The organism is Sphingopyxis sp. sgz302558 (assembly GCF_057220455.1).
On the sequence record NZ_JBXPUZ010000004.1, the window covers coordinates 71,199 to 93,717 of the forward strand.

Below are 22,519 nucleotides of genomic sequence, written 5' to 3' on the forward strand. Positions count from 1 at the left end.
GTTCGCTAAGTGCCGCCCATGCGGGCAGGGCAGCGCCCCTTACCCGCGAACGCGCCTTTCCTTGCCAGGAAGGCGTTCGCGCTCGGAGCTTTCCGACCGTAATGCGTGCTGCTGCGAGCAGGCGGGTCATTCGGTATCCTCCGTCCGGTCAAGGATCGGCTCAGGCTGTCGCTGCGCTTGCCTTCACCGCCCGCGTGGCGGTGATGCCCGCTTTGCGGCATCATCCCTGACAGTCCGTCGTCTTGCGACCAGCCCCGCCAAACGGTCTCTCAAGATGGGGGGAGTTCCCGCTGTAACCCCTTCGCAGGGCCGAAGGGGCGGCCCGGTGTGGCGCTGAAGCGCCTGACCGGCCCTGCCTTCGTCTCACCTGCTCGAGGGCGGGAACGTCTCTTCCACACACACAGGAACACCTGCCGAAACTTATCGGCGGCCGCCCCTTAGTCAAGGATCGCGGTCCCCCCAATTTTCAGCGGGGAGGCTGTGTCGCTGCGCGCCAGCCACCACGCAGAAAATCGGTTCCCCCACGCCCGCCATGGCGGCGGCGAGACGAGCTCGCCGTCCCTGACACGGTCCGTCCGGCCCGATGGGTTTTTGGCTGTTCCCAATGTGGGGACGATTTCAAAAATCGGAGGCTTTTATGACTGTTTTCAACTCGTTCGCCGATCTGGCTCAGGCACGCATCAATCTTGCCGATGCACGTGAAGGGATCACAGAATCCTACGACGGGGCGTTCCTCGAACACAGCGATCTGGCAAAGCTCAACATCATCGAGGCTCCAATCGCCGCAGAGATGCCGGATCCCGACATGGCGCGCCGCGCCGTGGAGATGGCAATCGGAACGATCTTCGATGTCCTCAAGGACACGCGCATGGAGGAATTTGCGCAGCAACTCGCCTGGGGCATGGTCAACTCCTTCCACATGACCGCACGTCTTGCTGAAGGTCGCGAGGACGATGCCGCGAAGAAGCTTGGCGAAATGGCCCGCCACTTCGATCCTTCGGAAATCTACGCCGTCGAGCTCGAGGAAACACAGCAGCTCTGCCAGACGCTGCAAGGATGCCGCGAAGCGCTCGAGGCGATGCGCGATCATGCAGCGGACGTCTACCGGGTCGAAACCGGTCGCCCCTTCACGGCCGCACGGGGATCGCAAGTCAGCAAGAACGGGGTTACCGCAAGCCAAGTGCAGGCACGCGATTTCCTCGCAGCACGCGCCAAGGATCGCAGAGCGCAATTCCAGCCCGATGGCCCGCTGGTGATCGTGTCAGGTGGCCAGAAGGATTGGCACGATTTCGCGATGATCTGGGCTATCCTCGACGACATCAAGTCGCGGATCCCCAACATGGTCCTGGGCACGACCGGCATGCGCAAGGGCGTCGATGCCATGGCGGGTGCATGGGCACAACAGAACGGGGTCAACACGATCCTGTTCGTTCCCGACCAACGCCACGGCAACCGCGCTCCGTTCCTGCGCAACGAGAGCATCGTCAAACTGAACCCGGTCGAAGCGATCATTGGGGAAGGATCGGGCATCCAGTCGAACCTTGCACAGCGCCTCCGTCAGGCAGGCGTGCCGCTGCACATCCGCCGCATCAGTGATCAGGCGCAGGTACGGTCGCGCAACTTTGCGTGAGCGCTTTTCGGAAGGCTCTGGCTTATGCCGGGGCCTTCCGCTCTTCTTTTGCGTAAAGGGCGGGCTCTGGGGGCATCGAACCCCCTTTGCCCGCTGACGCGAGCATCGCGATCCCTGAGTTTATCAGCCGCGCTTGTACCTTGGCTCGGCGCGCCTTGCCCATGCTCGATGCTTTGCATCTTGCGGACATCGGTGCCGCGCCAACTGCTACACCCGGACAATAGGTCGACCGGCCATCCTTGGGGTGAACCAGAACCATCTGCCGACATTCATCCACAAGCTCGGGGAGTGAGAAAGGAAAGGGGGATGGAGGGGACGAGCAGCGACAGGAGGCAAAGATGCTCGTCACATTCCGCGTCAAGGATATCGAGACAAGGCTCCATTCGAAACCGGCTCAGATACGTCCGCCAGAGCTCGCAGCGCTGATGCGCAGACTGCACACCACCAACAGTACAATCGATGCAGATCCAGGCGAATTCCTGGCCGCGCCCCTGAACTTCGAGATCAATGCCAACGCGCTTGCCATCGCCGAGTTCGCATCATGCTTCGACCATCGTCCGGAGATGATCGCGATCGTCGAGGAAGCGCAGTTTCTTGGGCGAATGCTCCGGATCGAGCACCAGCAATGCGATGCGCCGATCACGATGCGCGTTAGTGAACACATCGCTCTAGTAGGTGACATCACCATGAGCAGCGACCTTGCGGCTAAGGTGCTCACCTCTCTTGGCCGCCATGCAAATGAATCTGGCCAATTGCCCCTGCATAAGCTTGGGACAGCGCTCGAGGATCACCGGACTTACGCGGCTTTCGTCAAGGCAGGAATCACTCCGCTCTTCGAAAGCCTCGCGTTCATCGCCGCCACCGATTGTGGAGAGCAACATCCACTGCTCGAATGGACCTTATGACTATCCGGACAGCAGTTCACGAGCAGCCACGAACCGGCTGAACTCGTCGCCATGTTTAACGCTCGATCTGCAACCAGCCTCCTGCAGGATCGAGGTGGAAAAGGGTGCCCGGCACGTTGCCGCGGTGCCCTTTTTTCATGCCGCCTGGTCATGGCACTGCCGAACAGCCACATTCCGGCACATAGCTTTCGCGAAGTCGCTGGTAACGCATGCCTCCCGCCGCAGGCACGTCCACCACCATCGCCATGAGCACCCCGCCAGCATACTGGTCAACCACTAATTTCCCGACCGAGAAGCCGTGCTGCGCCGGCTTCCGCACCATCGAAAAATTAGCGGTCAAGCCTCCGCTTCGCTCCGGTGACCAGCACACTGACGGGGCGCTGTTTCATGGCATGGCGGACGAGCCGCCGAGCGCCAGGAGGCAAGGTCATGTGCTACACAACAGAAAGCTACGAAGACGACATTTCAGTGCTTCGCCAGATCAATCCCAACATCATCGCCCTTGATGAAAAAACGCTCGAAGCTGAGCGGCGCTCCTACCACACATTCTTCGACGTCCATGTCGTCGAGACCCGGGACGGGTACATCCTCATTGAGGAGGGAGACTATGGCGAGCTGCCGATGCACCTGATCGATCAGATCGTCTACACCGCTACAGGCAAAATGGCCGATGAATTCTGACGAGACAGGGCGGTGGTCACCGCCGCCCAACTCGGCAAAAATCAGGCCTCACCCGCCGAGCTTTTCGAGAGCAGAAATCGCTACCTTTGGCTTCACTTTGACGGCTAGCTCCAGAAGGGCAATCGCCGTATCCTGACCGACCTTTTTGATGAGCCGATTCAGCTCTCGTTCTGCTTCCTCACGCTCAAGCTCTGCAAGCTTCTGCCGGCGCTCCTCCAGCTCCTTTTCCGCTGCTGCCAGGGCAGATCGTTCGCGTTCAAGTTTCGACACCATTGCGCATTCCTCCAAGCCTTGAAAGACCATGCGAAGATGCACCAATCGCAGGGTCTGTTCGAGGCATTTTTTTGCTTGCTGCTCTCGCGATACTTCATCTCGAAGCATGCCCAAATTGGACGCCCACCTTGATCGAACGTGGTGCCAATGACGTGACACAGCGGTCCACAGAGGCAGGCCAAACGTCTGTGGTCAGTTCGCGAGTCCGGCTCGCCGGCACATTCCCCCCGGAAGACCAGCTGGGCCAGTGATCCCCCTATGGCACTGAACCTAGCACAGGGCCTAAGTCCCTAATTTTATGCACACCCGATGCACCCGCCGGTGCGGGGAAAATTGGGCTATTACAGCTATTTACGCATCTGGACCACGCATTGCTCTGTGCAGGTCCGCGTGGTCCAAGGTGGTCCACAGAGCAAAAAGACCAATAAAAACATGAGACTAGTCTCGCCCCCTCTGCGTATTTTGCTTGTGACGCTTTGCCTTTCCATTACGCTCCTGAAAGGAGGACTGGATGGCAAAAGTACCGATCACGATTTATCTCACCACCGAGCAATTGGCGAAAATCGAGCACCAAGCATCTGTCGTCGGAGAGTCGCGTAGCGCCTGGGTCTCGCAGACACTGCTGCGCGCACTTCATGGAGAGCTTGAACCATTCGACGAGATACTGCTGGACCAGTTGATCAAGGTCCGCGCGAACCAGGAGCAGGTCCTCAAGCTCGTTGCGAAGGTGGCAAAAAGCACGTCGCTTCACGACGTCCAGAAGGCGTCGTTCGAACTGGCCGAACGCATGCTTGTCGAAGCCAAATCGAGGACCGGCAAATGAGCACAATCGACTTCCGGCCAAGGCTGTCCGCTGACCTGCGAAATGACATCGAGCGCGCGGCAAAAATGCGCGGAATTTCGGCTTCCGAATGGATCGAAGCGGCGGTCCGAAAAGAGCTGAAAACCAACATCGGACGCGCGGAGCGGGCGGTGGGATTGAAGGCTGATCGCACGCTCGACCGGATCGATAATTTTTTCGGCGAGCTCGACCGCTTCATCGGTCAGTTCAATCATCTGCTGAACACCACCGCGCAGGCGATTCCGAGGCAGCTCAAGAAGGAGTTCGACGGCCTCAAAACCACGATCACGAATACTGGCGGCACGGCCCATTTGCGCGACCTTCTGAAGCAGCTGATCGCTGACTTCGAGACACGTCAGAATGCGCGTTTTTCCAAGCTTGAAAGCGCCGTCGATCAGGGCGCGGAGCATCGTGTTACGCGGGCAGCGATCGGTCAATTGCAACGCGGCAAATTGCGCGACCGCTGGATGGTTGGAGCGGGTGCGTTGGGCTGCTTTTTGACCCTTGCTGCCTTGGCATTCCTGTTTGCGGATACCGCGCCTTCGCGCTGGGTCGCGACGCGACTGGTGGGCGAAAGCTCGGCGCTGCCCGCCGGGATCAAGTTGTCTTCTGAATACGAGGTCGTTCGGCGCCCGCTTTTGCAGACCAGAATCCTGTTAGGATCGAGCGAAGAATTCACTCGGAACTTCAGCGCATGTGTCGACCGTCTGGCGCGCGCCAGCGAGCCTGCGAGCTGCCGGCTGACCTATGATCCGGCCGCAATAAGCGCGGCGAATTCAGCGCAATGACCGTCTCACCCGCCGCGATCTCCAGCGCCGAATATTACGCCCAGGATAACTACTATACGCAGGACGAAGGCCCCTCCGAATGGGGCGGCAAAGGCGCTGGCACGCTTGGTCTTGCGGGTGCCGTCGAGGCAGGGACATTCGCGCGGGTCGTGGACGGCATCTTGCCCAATGGCGATGTGCTTGCACGCGGAGCCGACGGGGCGCGCAACATGGGTACCGATCTCACTTTCAGCGCGCCGAAATCGGTTTCCCTTGTAGCACTTGTCGGCGGCGACGAGCGCGTCATTGAGGCGCATCGAAACGCGGTTCGCGACACCATGAACTGGGCGGAGGAACGATTCGCTCTCGCCCGCGCGGGAAGGGGCGGCGCGGAGCAGATTGCGACTGGCAATCTTGTCCATGCAAGCTTCCACCATGACCTCAGCCGCAGCCTTGATCCGCAGCTGCACAGTCACGTCGCAGTCGCCAATATGACGCAGCGCGCGGACGGTGAATGGCGGGCATTGCACAATGTGAAACTGTGGCAGCACGCACCGGTGATCGGGGCGGCTTATCACGCCCAGTTGAGGGCAAATCTGGCGCAACTGGGATACGAAACGCGCATCACAGGCAAGCACGGATCGTTCGAAATTGCCGGCATTTCGCGCGCGGCCATTGAGGCATTCAGCGAACGCAGGGCCCACATCCAGGCAAAGGCGGACGAACTCGGCGTAACCTCGCCGAAGGCGATGGAGGCCATCGCTGTTCGCACCCGCGATGCCAAGCAACACGGCTCTGGTGATGCAGCCCGACAGAAGTGGGCGGAGAAGGAGGGTCCGTTTCGTGCAGAGATTGCCGATGTCATCAAGGAGGCCATGGAACGGACGCAACCTCGCTCCATCCTCGCAGCCGTGCGCGAATGGGGTGAGGCGCTTATCGAGCGCATCACCCGCGCCTTAGGACCCCGGCCCGAACCGTTGATGGTCGGCGCTTCCGGGCAACGGACTGGAGCCAACCTGGCTGCTGCCTACTCGACAGCTGCTGGAGTGCGGCATCTGGCCGAGCGGTCGGCCAGTTTTGAGCGGATGGATGTCCTCAAGGCGGCGCTCGGGTTCGCGGAAAAAGGGGCTACCGTTCGTGAGATCGAAAGGCGGGTCGATACGCTGGTTGGGGAAGGCGTGCTGATTGGGGGCCGTTCCGGTACCGAGCATGCCGACCGGCTGACCACCCGAGATCTCCTCAAGACCGAACAAACAATCATCCGGGCAGCTCGAGAAGGAGCTGGAAACGGCGTGGCGCTTCTCGATAGGACCATGGCAACAGAGGCGATTGTCGCACTGGAACAGCAGCGCGGTTTCGCGCTTAGTGACGAGCAGAAGGGCGCGATCCTGGCTCTGGTATCCGGTAATAATGCTATTCAGGTCATTCAGGGCGATGCAGGTACCGGCAAGTCGACCCTGTTCAGCTTTGCGGCCGCGATCACGGCACAAGTTGGTCGCGCGCCCTTGTTCCTTACGTCGCAGGCCTCGCTCGTCGCCGAAATGCGCGAAAGCGGCCTCGATGCGCATACGCTTGCCTCGGTGCTGGTCGCGCATGCCGACAGGGCGGGGCGCATGTCGCCAGGCGAGCGGGGAAGGGCGCTTTTTGAGGACCGCCTCGTCATCGTCGAGGAGGCGTCCATGGTCTCGACCCGCGAGGCAGCACTGTTGATCGAGCTGGCCGACAAGGCAGGCGCGCTGAAGCTTGCCTTTGTAGGGGACGAAAGGCAGATCGACCCGGTCCAGGCAGGACGCGCATTCAGCCTGATGCAACAGCACGGCGTGCCGACCGAGACCTTGACCGAAAATCGCCGTCAGCTCGATCCTGCGCTACGCGAAGCAGTAGAACATGCGCGGAAAGGGGATCTCGGCAAGACCTTCGATGTGCTGGGCGAGCGCGTTATCGAACGGGCAGACCCGGCTGCAGCGGCGGCCGCCTTGTACCTGTCCCTGTCGCCACATGAACGGGACCGGACGGCGTTGCTGACATCGGGGCATGTGCTGCGGGAAGCCGTGCTCGACCATGTCCGCGACGGCTTGCTAGCGCGCGGCGAACTCGGCTCGCAGGTGCTTTCCATCGAAACGCTGGACCGGCTGAACCTCACGCGGGAGGAATTGCGCAACATCCGCAGTTGGGCCGAAGGCATGAGGCTGGAGGTGTATCGGGATCAGGCGGGCCTCAATCGCGGTTCGTACAAGATCGGCATCGTCTCGCCTGAAGACAATCTTGTGCAGCTGACGTCGGGAGGCGAAGAATATTGGCTCGATCCGCGCGGGCTTCCTCCATCTGGCTCAGGTGTCAGCCTGGCTGTACCCGGGCGGACGGAGGTGAGGGAAGGGGACCGGCTGATGTTCACCACGCCCGACAAGGATCTCGGTGTCGTCAACGGGACGCGGGCAGTGGTGACTGCGATCGAAGGAGAGACGCTTCACCTGGCGAATGGCGAGCGGCAATATGCTCTTGGCCCGGACGATCCGGCGCGGGAGCACATTGGTCATGCGGCGGTGCTCAACATGCACCGTGCTCAGGGGATCACGGTCGATCGCGCTATCGCGGTGATGTCGAGCGGTGACCGGCTCCTCAACAGCGAAAGCCTCCACTATGTTCTGGAGACGCGGGCGCGAGAGGAGCTTACTCTTGTGACCGACGACAAGGCCGCGCTTCGAGACAGCATCGAGGGCCACCGCGGCAGTGTCCCGCACGCGATGGATCTCGCGCCCGAACTGAGTGACGCTGACGGGGAGGCGTTCGACCCTAAAACAGGCGAGTTGCTGGAGAACCCGGTCCGCGATGCGCCAAGCCCGGCCGAACTGTTCGAAAAGGCGATGGCGAGGGAATTTCCCGCTCCTGAAAAGGAACGTGAGCCCCAGCGGGAGAATGAGGTGGAACGCGAGGAGCCCGACATCGGCGACGACTTCGAGATGGAGATGTGAAAGTGCAGCCTTGCTCTATGCGTTGACCAGCGGGAACATCACTCGTCGACAAGACAGGCATGTTCGGACCAACTTTTTCCCCAGCGTTCCAGGGGCTCCGATCATGAATAGCGGGGTCGAGGTCTGAATGTCCCATGATGGTTCTCCGATGGCCGGAATGGCCAGCGCGAGTATAGACCCATCGCCTCTCACCTTTGACATGTGTCGCGCGACACTTGACAGTCCTGCGGCACCGGGCTAAGCCCGCATGATGGAAATAGAGAGCATCAGGCACAAGGGCCTGCGCCGCTTCTTCGAGACGGGTAACGCCAAAGGCCTGGTTGGAGATGCGGGGCGACTGCGCAAGATGCTCGCCTTCATCGACGCTGCGGAAAGCTTCGAGGAGCTGTCGGTGCCTCCGAACTTCGGATTGCATGAGCTGACAGGCGATCGGAAGGGGATCTGGTCGATGACGGTTACGAGAAACTGGCGGATGACCTTCGGTTTGAATGACGAAGGCGCGCTGATCGATATGGATCTGGAGGATTATCATGGCGCTTAAGATGCACCCGTCGCTCGCGGTCCACGTGGGGGACTGGCTGAAGACGGAAATCGTGGAGCCCGCGCAGGTCAGCGTGACGGCTTTGGCCGAGCATTTTGGTGTATCGAGGCAGGCATTGAGCACCTTGCTGAATGGCAATTCGAACCTGTCTGCCGATATGGCTATCCGGTTTGAGAAGGCCTTTGGCATCAAGGCCGACACGCTGTTGCGGATGCAGACGACCTATGAACTGGCCCAGGCTCGCAAGCACGAGCAGGATATAAAGGTCGAGAAACTCGCAACAGCTGCCTGACATCGCCAACATAACCGACATTCAATGGCAATTACCTGCCCCCTGAAACCCTCCGTTCGTTCATCAAACTACAACATCGGCACCAACAACCGATCTTGGGGACGAAGCCGTTATTCCTCCCCGCATCGCCAAAACGTCGGTTTTCGACAAGAGCCGACTTACGCGCACCGGGCCAACCTCGTCGATTGGCATGGCCGTACGTAGGTGATGCAGTGCATCCCGCGGCGAGGACGAGTCATCAGGACTTACGCAATGCCCAGTGCCTTCGCCCTAGGGGCGGACCCAGCCCAACCATCTCGCGCTTCATCGTGCTAGACTGCGAACAAGATAGGTCTCGAGCTTCTTACGAAACGCAGGGTCATTAGCGCGAACCACTTCATCGTGTCCCAAGCCCTCCAGTATCCACCACTCGCTTCCTGGCGGTGCTGCCCGGTACATGGCTTCAATCTCAGCGGGAGGAGTGTATGCGTCGAGCTCTCCCCCAACCACCATGACCGGAACGCGAACCTTGTTCATGGCTGCGAGGGGAGACAATTTATCCGGTCCAACTCCATAGCGTGGAATGGACTGATAGCTCAGCATCGGTTCGATTGCCACTGCCGGCAGGGTCCCGACGGCGGCTTCGATGCGATTGAAAATGGCCGTGCGAATGTCAGGGTAGACCGACATCATCACAAGAGCGTCGACGTCGAGAGGGCCTCTGTCGCCAAGAACGCTGGCCGCACCGCCCAGAGAGAAACCGATTGCCCCCAGCTTGCTCGCGGGGTGCTGCTGCCTGAGCCACGCGAGTGCGGCATGGGCATCACGGGCTTCAAGATAGCCGAAACTTTTGCTTTGTGGACTGGATTGGCCATGTCCGCGCATATCGATGGACAGCACGGAATAGCCTTCGCCTGCCAACCACGTTGCCATATCGAGCATATCTCGCCGATTGCCGCCGTTGCCGTGCAACAAGAGAATGGCCGGGGCGGTGGAATCGTCAGCCTTCCAGTAACTCGCAGCGATCTCGACCTGATCCGATGTCGTCAACCGGATTTCGGTGGCGGGCGCGGGGGCAGGTTCAACCGACGCGTTGGTCGCGCCAGTCATTGCCGAACCAACAACCCAGATGCCGGTAAGTCCGGCAATCAAAGCCAGCATCCCCATACAGCCCAATCGTGTTCGCCACGTTAGGAATGATCGCCTTCTTGCCTTTGAGGACATTTCAACCTTCGCCAAGGCTGGAATTTTCGAGGGTCTATCACAATATAATTCAAAGCTATGTTAATGTGACCGCTTTTGGCTTGTGTCCGGAAAATCCGGTTCCGGGATGCCAATTGCAATAGCTGCGGTTAGGGTTTGGCAGGCTGCTGCCGCCAACAGAGCCGTCGTTCCCGGTCTCAGAACCAACCGTTGAAACCGGACATAGATTCACGCGGCGGATCATGGGTGAAACAGGGCCGGTTTCGGACCGTCCGGTCTGGGCTCTAAAACTAAAGAAAGCCGCCATTCCTCGATAGGGCAAGATGACGATCTTAGTCCCGTGGGCAGTCCCGCCTAAATGAGGCACCCGCCATCCGCGGCTGCTGACGCCATTGCTCGCAGAAAATCGTACCACGCGTCCATCCCTTCACCGGTGCGGGCGGAAACCAGCAAGACGCGCGCATTGGGGTTTACTGAGGAGATGTTTGAGCGGCATGCGGCCTCGTCGAATCCAACATGCGGGGCGAGGTCGATCTTGTTGATCAGCACCACCTCTGCTGCGCGGAACATGTGCGGATATTTGAGTGGCTTGTCCTCGCCCTCCGGGGTGGAGATAACGGCGACCTTCATCCGCTCACCCAGATCGAACATCGCCGGACAAACAAGATTGCCGACATTCTCGATCAGCAGCAACGAGCCGGATTTCGGTGCGAGTTCTTCAACAGCGCGGGCAACCATATCGGCTTCGAGGTGACAGCCGGCCCCTGTGTTGATCTGGATTGCACGGGCCCCCGCTTCGCGAATGCGCGTGGCATCATTGGCCGTCTGTTGATCACCTTCGATAACGGCAATCGGCAGACTTCCTTCCAGCGCCCGGATCGTGGTTTCGAGCAAGGTCGTCTTGCCAGCCCCAGGCGAACTGACGAGATTGAGCGCGACAACACCGCGCCCTTCGAACCAGCCCCGGTTGCGAGCCGCCTGGCGATCATTCCGGTCAAGCACGGCGGTTTCCAGCGATACACGCGCCGCTTGTTCACCGTGGTGGTGATGGTCATGCCCGTGATCATGATGATGGTGATGATGGTGCCCGTGTGAATGATCATGATCGTGTGAATGATTGTGATCGTGGGTGTGGTCATGATCGTGGGAATGGTCATCGCCGCCGCGAAGCAGCACTCGCTTTCCGGTTTCCGGGTCGATCATCGCGATCTCGTTGTCAGGATCGGTGCATCCGCAGGTGCCGCACATCAGGCCATTTCCTCCATATCGAAATCCTTGATGATGAACTGGTCGGTCTCGCCTTCCAGAAATTCGAGTGCAGCCTTCTCGAGCAGCGTACCTTCGCTCGCCACCTCGAATGAAAATCGGATCGCCTCGCGCTCTACGCAGGCATAGGGGCCGACTGCCAGGCGAACACGCGACACCCGCCGACCCTGCGCGTGATCACCAACAATGGCGACAATATTCCGGGCAAGAGACAGCTCGTGCATCAGGCCGCCCCCAACACGCCAGGCAGGTTGGCGTAGATCGTGTGCAATCCCAGGCCAAGTGCCAGCACAGCCAACGACAGATTCAGCGCTCGATGAAGTCGCAAGGCAACACGCTCTGCATAGCCAAGCGGCCAGGAGGCGACAAAGCTGAGCGCAGCCATTCCTGCAATTGAGCCAACTCCGAACAGCAGGACATAGATAACCGCCAGCAGAGGATCACCAACCGAAGCGACTGCCAGGGTAAGCAGGGCAGCCGATCCTGCCGCGCCATGCACCAGCCCGACAGCCAGCGCTTTCAAGGGAAATTTGTGGGGGTGAGAGTGTTCGTGGCGGCTCGCATCATGGGGCGCCCGTTCGCCAAGATGGCTGTGAGCATGAAAATGACGTTCGCCATCGGAATGATCGTGCAGATGGAAATGCACCCGTGCCTTGCGCATCCGCCAAAGTACATCGCCCCCCAGCAGAATCAGCATGAAGCCAACGGCGCTCTCCAGAAGGGCTGCCGTACGGCCTGTCAATGCCATGCCCAGCAGGATCACTGCAGAACAGATCGCGAGCAGGGTGAGCGTATGCCCTAGCCCCCACGCAGCACCCCGCAGCACCATCGACCGGCGCGAATTCCGTCCCGTGGCCATGGCACCGACTGCGGCGAGGTGATCGGGTTCGAGCGCATGGCCCATTCCGGCAAGGAAACCCAGGGCGATCAACGAGAGTTGCATGGCAGGTCTTCTCCCTCAGCAGATACGCGGCAGTTGCTCGCCGACCAGCATGTCGACGATCCGGCTTCCGCCGAACAGGCTATGCATGACCACGCGCGGGCTGCGCATCTCTGCCGCGCGCCCGATAATGGCTGCATCGCGCCCTGCCTCGGTTGAGCGCATGGCTGCCAGCGCAGCTTCCGCCTGCTCCTCTGGAACGAACAGCACCAGCGCCCCTTCATTGGCGAGATAGAGTGGATCAAGCCCGAGCAGTTCGCACACGCCCTTGACCTCGGCCCTCATTGGCAATCTGGCCTCGTCGATCTCGATCCCGATGGCCGAGGCTTGCGATATTTCGTTGAGTGCGCTGGCCAGGCCTCCTCTGGTGGCATCCCGCGCACAGCGCACACCCGGTGCGGCTTCGATCACCGCTTCCATCAGGTGATTGAGCGGGCGGCAATCCGAACGAATATCCGCCTCGAAAACCATGTCTCCGCGCGCGGCCAGAATGGCGGCGCCATGATCACCCAGTACGCCGTTGACCAGCGCGACATCGCCCGCGCGAACTTTCTCCGCGGCAAGTTCGCGTCCCGCAGGGATGACTCCCACTCCGGAAGTGGTGACGAACAGCGTATCGGCGGCACCGCGCTCAACCACCTTGGTATCGCCGGTCACGATCCGCACACCGGCCTGGTCGGCCGCCCTACGCATGGCCGCTGCCACGCGGCGTAGCAAGGCGACTTCGGTGCCTTCCTCAATGATAAAGGCCGCCGACAGCCACAGCGGTTGCGCGCCGCCGACGGTAAGGTCGTTAACTGTGCCGCAAACCGCAATCTTGCCGATATCGCCACCGGGGAACTCGAGCGGCTGCACTACGAAACTGTCCGTGGTGAAGGCCAGCCGGGCACCCTCCACGGCCAACATTTCGTGGCTCAACCGCGCCTGGTCTTCCAACCCGTCGGGTTCGAAAACCGAGGTAAACACATCCTCGATCAGATCCCGCATGGCCTTGCCGCCACCGCCATGCGCCAGCGTGACCCGCTCCGCTCGCAGCCGTCCGTTGCCAGTGGGAGTTACAGCGTTCATTGCGCTGGCTCCGGCACCGCATCGATCCCGCCATACTGATAATAGGCGGCACATGCTCCTTCAGACGAAACCATCAGGGCACCCATCGGTGTTTCCGGTGTGCACGACCGACCGAACAGCTTGCACTGCCATGGCTTGATCGCGCCTTTCAGCACTTCGCCGCACTGGCAAGCCTTGGGATCCGGAATGCTAGGCGATGCAACGGCAAATTTTCGCTCAGCATCCCAGGCCGCATAGGCCTCGCGAATCTGGACGCCAGAATGGTCGATCGAGCCCAGCCCGCGCCATTCGAAGAATTCCCGCAGTTCGAATACTTCCGTAACCGCAGCCAGCGAAGCTTCATTGCCATAGCGTGGCACAATCCGGGCATACTGGTTTTCGATCTCCGCCCGGCCTTCGGCCATTTGCCGAAGCACCATCCAAACCGAATGCAATACGTCGAGCGGTTCGAAGCCGGCGACCACCAGCGGACGGTGATAGTCGCGTGCGATGAAGTCATAGGGATCAGTGCCGATGACCATCGAGACATGGCCCGGCCCGAGAAAGCCATCGATCCCCATATCGGGTGAATCGAGGATCGCCTTGATCGTGGGGATGATGGTGATGTGGTTGCAGAACAGCGAGAAATTGCCGATCCCTTCTGCCTGGGCCTGCAGGATTGTCAGGGCTGTGGAGGGCATCGTCGTCTCGAAGCCGAGGCCGAAGAAAACCACTTCGCGGTCCGGGTTCGCACGGGCCAGCGCGAGGGCATCGAGTGGTGAATAGACCATCCGCACATCGGCCCCTTCGGCCTTTGCGCCTAGCAGGCTGAGCCGCGATCCCGGCACGCGCATGGCATCGCCAAACGTAGTGAAGATCACCTCCGGCTTCATAGCCAGTTCCACGCAATCATCGACCCGGCCCATCGGCAACACGCAAACCGGACAGCCCGGCCCATGGGCAAACTCGATTTCCGGCGGAAGCATCTTCTCGATGCCGTATCGGAAGATCGAATGCGTGTGGCCGCCGCACACTTCCATGATGACGACTGGGCGATCGCGCCCGGCCATGATCTGTGCAGTCAGGGCCTCGATTTCCTTGAGCAGGACACCGGCGCGAACCGGATCGCGGAATTCGTCGACATACTTCATGCGCCTGCCTCCAGCGGTGCGGCCCGGTCATTGGCTAGCAGCGTGTGGGTCAGGTCCCAGAGGATGTGATAGGCCGCGAGGTGGCATTCCTGCACCCGGTGGATCGAGCCTGTTGGGACCACCAGCAGATGATCCAGTCCGGCGCGGGCCATCTCGCCCCCGTCACCACCCGCCAGGCCGATCGTGGCAATGCCCATCTCCCGTGCCTTGGCAAAAGCCCGGATGAGGTTTGCGGAATTGCCGCTGGTCGAAAAGCCGATCAGGCAATCACCGTGCCGCCCGTGGGCAATCAGCGGACGCACGAACACATGGTCCTGTCCGACATCATTACCGACTGCCGTCAGCATCGCGACATCGGCCGCGAGGTTGATCGCACCCAGCGCCGGCCTTCCGGCGGTCACTGGATGGAGAAACTCCACCGCGACATGCGCGGCATCACAGCTCGATCCGCCATTGCCCATGGCCAGCAGGCGCCCGCCCTGGCGATAGCTTGCGGCCAGCGTGGTCGCGGCGGCGACCAGCTCGTCTGCCTGTTCTGCAAAAAACTTGCCGAACACCTCAGTGTGGTCCCGAGCCTTGCTCTCAACCGAATGGCGCAGGCTTTGCGCCGAGGCACGGAGCTGTTCGCCACGTCTGCGCATATGCGGATAAAGCGCATTCAAGGCAGGGCCAGTGGTCACCACTGCGCGTCTCCCAACGCGCGATCGCCGTCGCGCATGGCTGCAAGTTCCTGCTGCGCCTCTCCCAGCTCGGTCAGGATGCGCAGTGTTTCGGCCGCCTGATCCTCGTCAATCTTGCTCATGGCAAATCCGACATGGATCAGCACCCATGTGCCGATCAGGTCTTCGACACTGCCTTCGCCAATAACGCAGGCGAGGTTGACCGGGCGCCGCACGCCCGAGACATTGGCCACGCCCAGCTTGCGCCCGGCATCGGTGATCTCCACGATCTGTCCCGGAATACCTAAGCACATACTTCTCTCCCATTTTCGGTTTCCGCGGTCGCTTCGTGCAAATGGGCCATGGCCACAGCGGCCTGCCCCAAAGCCAGACCGCCATCATTGGCGGGCACTCTCGAGTGGCTGAGGACGTTGAGCCCCAGTTGTTCCAATCCTTCATGGACCAGGCGGAACAGCGTGGCGTTCTGGAAACAGCCGCCAGACAGGGCCACAGTATCAGGGCCATCGTCTGCGGTCAGGCGCTGCGCCATGGCCACAACAGACCGTGCGAGGCCGCGATGGAACCGCGCGGACATCACCCCAACAGGCGTATTCAGCAGCAGGTCACCCAGCATCGCCCGCCACACGGCGAGCGGTTCAACATAGGGAAGCCCACGCCCGCCCAGCAACGGAATGGAAAAAGGATAGGCCAGATCGTCCGGCTCATTCAGCGCCGCCGGATCGATTGCTGCTTCCAGCAACATGGCTGCCTGCCCTTCATATTCCTGCCGATCCCAGGCGAGACCGCAGATCGCCGCAGCGGCATCGAACAACCGCCCGCATGAGGAAGAAAGTGGGCTATTGGTGCCGCTGGCGATCATCGCATCGATCGTGGATCGCGGCATGGCGGAAAGGCGGGCAAACAATGGCAGGTCAGCGAAATTCATCGCGAATTCGGCCCAGCCCATCTGCGCCATCAAATGGGCATAGGCATTGCGCCAGGGTTCGCGGATCGCCGCAGTCCCACCCGGTAGTGCGACCGGCTTGAGCATCCCGGCACGACGGTATCCGCGATAATCGCAGATCAGGAACTCACCGCCCCAGATCGTGCCGTCATCACCCAGACCCAGACCGTCAAGCGCGATTCCCAGTACAGGGGCGGCATCGAGCGAGCGGCCGTTTTCTGCCAGACAGGCGGCGATATGGGCGTGGTGATGCTGTACCGCGATCACCGGTCGTCCATCCGCGATTTCGCGCCCATGCTTGGTCGAAAGATATTCAGGATGCGCGTCCACCGCGATTGCCGCTGGCTGATGGTCGTAGAGCTGGGTATAAAGATCGAGGTTGCGGCGCACATCATCTTCGGTGGCCGCATCTTCCAGATCGCCCATGTGCTGGCTCAGCACAGCTTCGCCATCGCGCACCAGACAGAAGCTGTTCTTGAGCTCCGCGCCCATGGCCAGTATTGAAATGTCACGCGGAAAGCCGGTGGGCAGGTCGATAGCTCTGGGGGCATAGCCGCGTGCGCGGCGCAGCAGCCGGACCCGGCCCAGATCGACCCGCGCAACGCTGTCGTCGATCCGGTTGGCAATGTGCCGGTCGTGCATCAGCGCGAATTCGGCAATGCCTTCCAGTTCGGCGCGGGCCTGCTCGTTAGTCGTGCATTGCGGGCGGCCTGAGAGATTGCCTGAAGTCATCACCACCGGGCGCTTCATCCGCCGCAACAGCAGGTGATGTAGCGGGGTGTGCGGCAGCATGAAGCCGATACGGTCCAGCCCCGGCGCAACCGCTTCGGGCAGCGGTTCCCCCGATGCGCGCAGCAACACGATCGGCGCTTCAGGCGATGCCAGCAGTTCGGCTTCCTGTTCCGAGAATTCGGCATAACGGCAGATAACGTCCAGATCGCGCGCCATCAGGGCAAAGGCCTTGCCCCTGCGCCGTTTGCGCATACGCAGATCGGCCACCACCTCCGCGCGGGTGGCATCACAGGCGAGATGAAAGCCGCCAAGCCCCTTGATGGCGACGATATGCCCGTTCATCAGCATGCCGCCTGCGGCATCCACGTCGTCCATCATCGAAAAGGCTTCGTGATTAACAGTACCGGGGCCAAGGCGCTCGATCCATGCGCGTGGTCCGCAAACATGGCACGCGATAGGTTGGGCATGGAAGCGCCGGTCTGTCGGATCGGAATATTGCTCTCCGCATTCCGGGCACATCGCGAAACCCCTCATGGTCGTGCGGGCACGATCATAGGGGCCGGTCTCGATAATCGAGAAACGCGGCCCGCATTCGGTACAATTGGTAAAGGGGTAGCGATAGCGACGCTCGAAAGGGTCGCGCACTTCTTCAAGGCAGGCGGAGCAGATTGCCGCATCGGGCGTTACAGCCCCGCGCATGCCATCACCTTCCGATGCACCGATAACGAAGCTCTCGGGCCGCACAGCATCAATTGCCACGCGTTCTATCGCATCAATCCGCGCCAATGCAGGCAGAGCCGCGCGCAGTTCGCTTTCAAAGCGCGACACCGCTTCGCCCCAAAGGCGAATTTCAACCCCGCTGCTGGTGTTGCGCACATCACCGGTTAGCTCAAGCTCGCGTGCAACCCGCCATACAGTGGGCCGGAAGCCTACGCCCTGCACCTGGCCGCGTACCAGAAGGCGTTCGCCGGTCACCGCGCCAGATTCCACAAAAGGACGCGATTGTTGCCGCTATCGGCAACCGCCACCAGATCACCCAGCGCTGACAGGCCATAGGGCCAGCACAGGCTGTCTCGTTCGGGCATGCCCCAGCGATTGTCGCCTTTGCTGGCGAAGTCCGGCTGACCACAAAGCCGGTTCGCCGCAATGCCGGTGGCGCTGTCTGCCCAGCCGAGCAGACGCGAGTTCGCGGTATCGGCCACAATCAGCTGGCCACCGGCTTCAACCGTCGCATAGGGCATGTTCACACTGGCCGCGCTGGGATAGTAGGAGGACATATTGTGATCGCAATGCGCGGCGTCCCGCTGTCCCAGGATTGCGTCGCAAGGCGCGCCATTGTGCTCTGGAAATCCGCGCCACAGCATTACACGATTGTTGCCGCTATCTGCCAGCGCGAGATGGCCATTCCACCAGCAGGCTCCATGCGGCCACCGCATCGACATCGCCGTGACTTCGCCGCCCGCGTTCTCGTCGCGCGTAGAGAAGTCGTGCTGGCCCAGCACCAGATCGGCTGGCTGGCCGGTTTCTGAAGGATCGCTCCAAACCAGCAGGCGGCGGTTGCCGCTGTCGCATACGACCAGTCTGCCGGCCACTTCGGCCACGCCATAGGGCCAGTGCAGGCTGGCCGAGGTTGGACGGTCAGCGCCGCGATTGGCCAGAACGGATTCACTATCCTCCTGACCCAGCACCAGATCGGCTGGCTGGCCATTGCCTGTTGGCACTTCGCGCCAGATCAGCACGCGGTGGTTCCAGGCATCAGCCACGGCTAATCCGCCGCGCCATGAGCACAGGCCAGTTGGCACATTGAGCGTAGCAGGACCGGGAGGCCCCTTGGCGTTGCGGCCTTCGCGTGAGAAACTCGGCTGGCCGATCAGAATGTCGGCAGGCTCATTGTCCGATTGTGGAATTTTTCGCCATCCCAGCAGCCGATGATGCCCGGTATCCGCGACCCACAATGTTCCATCAGGATGCAGGCAGACACCGCGCGGCCCGAACAGGCTTGCAGCGGCGGGAGACAGCGGCGTTGCAATGTCGCCGGGCGACCACCCGAGCACAACGCGCGGCCCGCCTTCTTCCAGCAGCGGTGCCCCCGCGATTTGCGTCCCTTCGGCTTTGACCGGACGGAAGGAGGGCGCGAGCGATACTTTCATCGCGTCAGCCTCAGTTCGATGGCGTCCCCTCGGACGCGTACGGCATGAGGTTGCAATTGCACTTCCGGTGCCGTCAGGCATTCACCGCTTTCGAGCGCATAACGGAAACCATGGTGCGGACAGGTGATGAAGCCATCGGTAATTTCCGCCTGGTCCATCGGCATGCCAAGATGCGCACAGGCGTTCTCGAAACAGGTAACCTTGTCCCCGAAGCGCGAAAGAAGCAGCGAACGCCCTTCCAGCTCCAGGACAGAAGTCGTCCCGTCGGGCAATTCAGTCAGTTGCAGCGCGTGGAGCCAGCCTTCATGCTCATGCGCGGCGAAGGGAGAGGTGAAATGCACCGTGTCACCGCCGCCGCCACCCAGCCCCTTGGCCTGTTTGACTTCGCGGATTTCGGGCACTTGCTCAGTGATCGCTTTCTTTACCCCGGCATAGAAAGTCAGCGCCGAAGCGGGACATCCATCACAGGCCCCCAGAAAACGGACCACTGCCTTGTCGCCAGATACTTCGACCAGTTCGGCATCGCCGCCATGGCCGGCCAGCGTCGGGCGCACCGTGGCAAGCGCGGCATCGACCCGCTCGAACAGGCTGGCCTTGAGGATGCCATGGCGGCGGAGCACGCAATAGACCACCTCGTCCGCCGCCGCCTGACGCAAAGCCTCGGCTGCGCCGGGCAGCTCACGCAGCGACCGGATCAGGCGACGGAAGGCTTCGGCATTGAGCGCGTCAAGCGCCGCTGCCCGTGCCTGCGCACCATTGCGTGCACCTTCTTCCCAGTTCTCTGCCAGCGCTTCCAGCGCGGTCAGATCCCCCAGCAGGCGGGAAAGCGTTGGCTCGGGCCGCTGGGGATCCGCCTCTGACATCGGATCAGGCGTACTTGATGTTCCGGTAGAGGTAAGGCTGAAGCAAGCCGCCCACCAGGCCCCCGGCAATCGCCGCTCCCCATAGTGGTGCAACCATGCCAACCAATACAGTTGCAACGGTAGCTGCGGCAGCCCCGGTCACAAGTAGACGGATGGCGAGGGCCGTATCCTGGAACAGCTTGCCCTGAAAAAACAACTTGGTTGAACTGAAAACCATATCAAACATGGTAGTCTCCCTCAGGCCGATTGCATGAAAAACAGCACGGCGAGTCCCATGACTACACCGGGAACTCCGGCGAGCAGGCCGTATAGCCCGCCCAGTTGGGCTGCCAGTTGCTTGCCCAGCGCAGCCCCGCCAATCTTCAGGCCCGAGAGCGCGCCGCCGACAAGAGCCCCTGCTATTCCGGCCACTAGGGCCAGCAGTAAAATTACGAGCAAATTCACCTCCATTGTTCTCTAAAATCCGCCGTTGGCGCGCGAGGGTTCGCCGCGCACTGCCATTTCAAGTTCGATGATCGTTTGCGCCGCGCTCTCGGCCCGGTCCTGCGCTCCGGAAGCGGCAAATATTTCGCGCGCTTCGCGCAGCAGCTTGATCGCCTGCGCGATGTTGCGTGGATTGCCTGCTTCTCCGTCTTCCGGATCGTCAGGGAGGTTGCAAAGGCAATTGGCCTTGTTCGCTATGGTGTTGGCATATTCAAGCGGAGTGTTGTCCCGCTGGCGCACCTTCAACGCCTCGTCATAGGCCTCCAGCGCACGGAAACCGTTCTCGACCCGGTGGCTCGATGATGCATATTGCAGCGCATTGCCCAGATTGTTCTGCAGCATTGCATATTCCATCGGCTGATCGATCAGATTGACCGCCGAAAGTCCTTCTTCAAATGATTGCACCGCCAGCGCTTCGCTGATCTTGCCGCTTTCGCTCGTAATCGGAACGGAGAGGAAGGCGGTCGCCAGATTGTTGTTCAGAATGGCATATTCGCGTGGATGACGCAGCTTGTTGAACGTCCGCAGCGATCGCTGATAGGCGGATATTGCATCTGTAATTCGTGCCATGCCTGCGCCTGCAAGAGTCTGCAGGGCGAGGCCAAGGTTCATTTCCGCTTCAGCCACCTCTTCGCCGCTGCCTCCCTCCGCCAGGACCGGTGTTGCCTGTTTCAGCAAGTCACGAGCCTGTTCGATCGGTGCGGCAATTTCGGAAGGAATTGCCATGAGCGCCGTGGCCATTCGCGCACGAATCCGGGCAGTCAGCAGTGCATCCTGGTCTCCGCACTGATGGATTGCCTGTTCATAGAGTTCGATGGCTGCCAGCAGGTCGTCGGCTTCCTTCGGCCGCTGTTGCAGACCCATGGCAATTTCCATGAGCATTTCGGCTTTCTCGATAACCGAAGCGTCACTTTCCTCCACCACCTTCAAGGCGGCCGCCAGCTGATCCTCTGTGCGACTGAGCGCAACCATCCCGACTCTCCCCGGCCTCCCCTTGATCGGATTCGGGCCTGCAGCCCTTAAAACGAGCGCCGGGTAAATTGTCTACCAGTTTTTCGTTATGTAAACTTAGTTATCAGTTACGGGGAGGTCCGCAAGAAGCGCCGCATCTCCGCTTGACCACCTTACGGGGACGTCCTGCGCCTCGAAGTCGGCCAGGCCGTGCGCCTCGAACACATCGAAAGCGCCAACTACCCGATCACCCTGAGCATTGCGTTGTTTCAACAGCGCTCCTCCGGCCGCCGCGTGAAACACCGGCAAAATCCGCAAGGTCGCGCCATCGATCAGCACCGCAACTGCATCGATGCCCGAGAAATAGGTAGCGACCAGGCCTGCGGGAAACCGGATCGTCCCGCGCGCGACCGAGATGGTCTGCTCCATGACTTAAGCCTCGGGGGCGATGACGAGCCGCGCCGCGATCTTGGCCGCCACCTTCTCGACCGCTGCAACTACCGGCCCGGAAAGCTCGGTGGCATAGTCCAGCGTCTGCGCTTCGATCAGATAGACTTGCACATCAGAAGGGAAGTCATCGCCAAAGATCTTGCGTCCCACAAACAGGGCGTTGTCCCAACGGAACGCGTGAAGACCCACGCCATGGACCGGTTCTGCCGCCAGCACATCGCCGGGAACCTCGTAGATAGCCCCCGGCTTGCCTTCGGGCTCCCTTGCATCGATCACGATAAGCTGCTGCGCCCCGCGCGCACGGTACATCACTGCCATCCCATCAGTGCCGGCATCCAGCAGCGCTACATCAGACGGCAAATCTTCAGCAGCAAGCCGGGCGATGACGGCCGGACCAGCCCCGTCATCACCGCGATTGATATTGCCGCAGCCAATGATCGCAGTGGCAGGTGCGTCTAAATTCGCCACAGGCGGCACGACCACTCGGGTTCAACCGGCAGCATAAGTTCAGGCAGATCACAGAAACGGCGCTTGATAAGGTAATACATGCAGGTTTCGCAGGGCTGTTCCAGTTCATCAGCCGTGATGGTGTGATCTGTAAACCCGGCAATCACAAGTTTGGAAGCAAGGTCCTTGCCTTCCGATTGCAGGCGGGACACGATCGCGTTGACCTGCGCGGAGTCTTCGGCTCTGGGGAAGACTTCGGTTTCAAGGCCGCCAGCCAGAAGACCCGCGATCTCCCGCCGTAGGGTTTCGTCTGCATCAGTGGCCATGCGCAA

27 protein-coding genes are annotated in these 22,519 nt (G+C 60.9%); 8 read left to right on the forward strand and 19 right to left on the reverse strand.

Annotated elements, in window-relative coordinates; genetic code table 11:
* Window positions 1–637: 637 nt before the first annotated feature.
* Complete coding sequence (locus AC2TC0_RS14230) at window positions 638–1,630, forward strand: DUF2493 domain-containing protein (RefSeq protein ID WP_058456880.1); 993 nt, start codon at window positions 638–640, stop codon at window positions 1,628–1,630.
* Window positions 1,631–1,968: 338 nt separating this feature from the next.
* Entirely contained in the window at window positions 1,969–2,535 is a 567-nt protein-coding gene (locus AC2TC0_RS14235) for a hypothetical protein (protein ID WP_484718168.1), read from the forward strand.
* Window positions 2,536–2,683: 148 nt separating this feature from the next.
* Here AC2TC0_RS14235 and AC2TC0_RS14240 read toward each other — a convergent pair whose 3' ends face one another.
* Window positions 2,684–2,812, reverse strand: a complete 129-nt coding sequence (locus tag AC2TC0_RS14240; protein ID WP_484718169.1) for a hypothetical protein — start codon at window positions 2,810–2,812, stop codon at window positions 2,684–2,686.
* 80 nt (window positions 2,813–2,892) lie between these two features.
* On the opposite strand from AC2TC0_RS14240, the gene AC2TC0_RS14245 reads away from it, so the two are divergent.
* Window positions 2,893–3,216, forward strand: coding sequence for a hypothetical protein (locus tag AC2TC0_RS14245; RefSeq protein WP_321164273.1), 324 nt, complete (start codon window positions 2,893–2,895; stop codon window positions 3,214–3,216).
* Between the two features lie 48 nt (window positions 3,217–3,264).
* Here AC2TC0_RS14245 and AC2TC0_RS14250 read toward each other — a convergent pair whose 3' ends face one another.
* Window positions 3,265–3,603 (reverse strand): hypothetical protein, encoded by a 339-nt coding sequence (locus AC2TC0_RS14250; protein ID WP_152998736.1) that lies wholly within the window; start codon window positions 3,601–3,603, stop codon window positions 3,265–3,267.
* A gap of 397 nt (window positions 3,604–4,000) precedes the next feature.
* Between AC2TC0_RS14250 and AC2TC0_RS14255 the strand changes: the two genes are divergently transcribed.
* The 5 genes from AC2TC0_RS14255 to AC2TC0_RS14275 all read left to right on the forward strand — a co-directional run bounded on the left by AC2TC0_RS14255 (window position 4,001) and on the right by AC2TC0_RS14275 (window position 8,902).
* A complete protein-coding gene (locus tag AC2TC0_RS14255) occupies window positions 4,001–4,312 on the forward strand; it encodes a hypothetical protein (protein ID WP_066044338.1) in 312 nt (103 codons plus the stop codon).
* A 65-nt stretch (window positions 4,313–4,377) separates the two neighbouring features.
* Window positions 4,378–5,118, forward strand: coding sequence for a hypothetical protein (locus AC2TC0_RS14260; RefSeq protein WP_066117704.1), 741 nt, complete (start codon window positions 4,378–4,380; stop codon window positions 5,116–5,118).
* Window positions 5,115–8,069, forward strand: coding sequence for a MobF family relaxase (mobF, locus tag AC2TC0_RS14265; RefSeq protein WP_066044340.1), 2,955 nt, complete (start codon window positions 5,115–5,117; stop codon window positions 8,067–8,069). Before AC2TC0_RS14260 ends, mobF begins: the two co-directional genes overlap by 4 nt.
* 250 nt (window positions 8,070–8,319) lie before the next feature.
* Complete coding sequence (locus tag AC2TC0_RS14270; protein WP_039858854.1) at window positions 8,320–8,610, forward strand: type II toxin-antitoxin system RelE/ParE family toxin; 291 nt, start codon at window positions 8,320–8,322, stop codon at window positions 8,608–8,610.
* The gene (locus AC2TC0_RS14275; RefSeq protein ID WP_039330864.1) at window positions 8,600–8,902 is read left to right on the forward strand and encodes a HigA family addiction module antitoxin; all 303 of its coding nucleotides are present in this window, start codon (window positions 8,600–8,602) and stop codon (window positions 8,900–8,902) included. The genes AC2TC0_RS14270 and AC2TC0_RS14275 overlap by 11 nt, the downstream gene beginning before the upstream one ends.
* 303 nt (window positions 8,903–9,205) lie before the next feature.
* Here the strand turns inward: AC2TC0_RS14275 and AC2TC0_RS14280 are convergent, their stop codons facing one another.
* From AC2TC0_RS14280 to AC2TC0_RS14360, 17 genes are all read right to left on the reverse strand, one after another.
* Window positions 9,206–10,042, reverse strand: a complete 837-nt coding sequence (locus AC2TC0_RS14280) for an alpha/beta hydrolase (protein ID WP_062780548.1) — start codon at window positions 10,040–10,042, stop codon at window positions 9,206–9,208.
* 396 nt (window positions 10,043–10,438) lie between these two features.
* Complete coding sequence (gene hypB, locus AC2TC0_RS14285; protein WP_007015761.1) at window positions 10,439–11,332, reverse strand: hydrogenase nickel incorporation protein HypB; 894 nt, start codon at window positions 11,330–11,332, stop codon at window positions 10,439–10,441.
* Window positions 11,332–11,574, reverse strand: coding sequence for a hydrogenase maturation nickel metallochaperone HypA/HybF (locus tag AC2TC0_RS14290; protein WP_011536540.1), 243 nt, complete (start codon window positions 11,572–11,574; stop codon window positions 11,332–11,334). The genes hypB and AC2TC0_RS14290 overlap by 1 nt, the downstream gene beginning before the upstream one ends.
* Window positions 11,574–12,293: a HoxN/HupN/NixA family nickel/cobalt transporter gene (locus AC2TC0_RS14295; RefSeq protein ID WP_007015759.1), complete on the reverse strand. Its 720-nt coding sequence runs from the start codon at window positions 12,291–12,293 to the stop codon at window positions 11,574–11,576. Before AC2TC0_RS14295 ends, AC2TC0_RS14290 begins: the two co-directional genes overlap by 1 nt.
* A 15-nt stretch (window positions 12,294–12,308) precedes the next feature.
* Window positions 12,309–13,358, reverse strand: coding sequence for a hydrogenase expression/formation protein HypE (gene hypE / locus AC2TC0_RS14300; protein ID WP_007015758.1), 1,050 nt, complete (start codon window positions 13,356–13,358; stop codon window positions 12,309–12,311).
* The gene (gene hypD, locus AC2TC0_RS14305) at window positions 13,355–14,488 is read right to left on the reverse strand and encodes a hydrogenase formation protein HypD (protein ID WP_007015757.1); all 1,134 of its coding nucleotides are present in this window, start codon (window positions 14,486–14,488) and stop codon (window positions 13,355–13,357) included. Before hypD ends, hypE begins: the two co-directional genes overlap by 4 nt.
* Window positions 14,485–15,129, reverse strand: a complete 645-nt coding sequence (locus tag AC2TC0_RS14310) for a D-sedoheptulose-7-phosphate isomerase (RefSeq protein ID WP_052118066.1) — start codon at window positions 15,127–15,129, stop codon at window positions 14,485–14,487. Before AC2TC0_RS14310 ends, hypD begins: the two co-directional genes overlap by 4 nt.
* Before the next feature lie 35 nt (window positions 15,130–15,164).
* On the reverse strand, window positions 15,165–15,434 hold the full coding sequence (locus AC2TC0_RS14315; protein WP_007015755.1) for a HypC/HybG/HupF family hydrogenase formation chaperone: 270 nt from the start codon (window positions 15,432–15,434) through the stop codon (window positions 15,165–15,167).
* Window positions 15,435–15,451: 17 nt separating this feature from the next.
* Window positions 15,452–17,818: a carbamoyltransferase HypF gene (hypF, locus tag AC2TC0_RS14320; protein WP_230960710.1), complete on the reverse strand. Its 2,367-nt coding sequence runs from the start codon at window positions 17,816–17,818 to the stop codon at window positions 15,452–15,454.
* The gene (locus AC2TC0_RS14325) at window positions 17,815–18,993 is read right to left on the reverse strand and encodes an NHL repeat-containing protein (RefSeq protein ID WP_007015753.1); all 1,179 of its coding nucleotides are present in this window, start codon (window positions 18,991–18,993) and stop codon (window positions 17,815–17,817) included. Before AC2TC0_RS14325 ends, hypF begins: the two co-directional genes overlap by 4 nt.
* Window positions 18,990–19,856 (reverse strand): NifU family protein, encoded by an 867-nt coding sequence (locus AC2TC0_RS14330; RefSeq protein ID WP_007015752.1) that lies wholly within the window; start codon window positions 19,854–19,856, stop codon window positions 18,990–18,992. The genes AC2TC0_RS14325 and AC2TC0_RS14330 overlap by 4 nt, the downstream gene beginning before the upstream one ends.
* Window positions 19,857–19,860: 4 nt before the next feature.
* Entirely contained in the window at window positions 19,861–20,082 is a 222-nt protein-coding gene (locus AC2TC0_RS14335) for a hypothetical protein (protein ID WP_007015751.1), read from the reverse strand.
* 11 nt (window positions 20,083–20,093) lie between these two features.
* Window positions 20,094–20,300, reverse strand: coding sequence for a hypothetical protein (locus AC2TC0_RS14340; protein WP_196490157.1), 207 nt, complete (start codon window positions 20,298–20,300; stop codon window positions 20,094–20,096).
* 12 nt (window positions 20,301–20,312) lie between these two features.
* Window positions 20,313–21,311 carry a tetratricopeptide repeat protein gene (locus tag AC2TC0_RS14345; protein WP_007015749.1) on the reverse strand — a complete coding sequence of 333 codons (999 nt, stop codon included), beginning with the start codon at window positions 21,309–21,311 and terminating at the stop codon, window positions 20,313–20,315.
* A gap of 96 nt (window positions 21,312–21,407) precedes the next feature.
* Window positions 21,408–21,719 carry a hypothetical protein gene (locus tag AC2TC0_RS14350; RefSeq protein WP_007015748.1) on the reverse strand — a complete coding sequence of 104 codons (312 nt, stop codon included), beginning with the start codon at window positions 21,717–21,719 and terminating at the stop codon, window positions 21,408–21,410.
* Between the two features lie 3 nt (window positions 21,720–21,722).
* Entirely contained in the window at window positions 21,723–22,208 is a 486-nt protein-coding gene (locus tag AC2TC0_RS14355) for a hydrogenase maturation protease (protein WP_007015747.1), read from the reverse strand.
* Window positions 22,196–22,519: hypothetical protein (locus tag AC2TC0_RS14360; RefSeq protein WP_484718170.1), on the reverse strand; the 324-nt coding region annotated here is incomplete at its 5' end. The genes AC2TC0_RS14355 and AC2TC0_RS14360, both read right to left, overlap by 13 nt.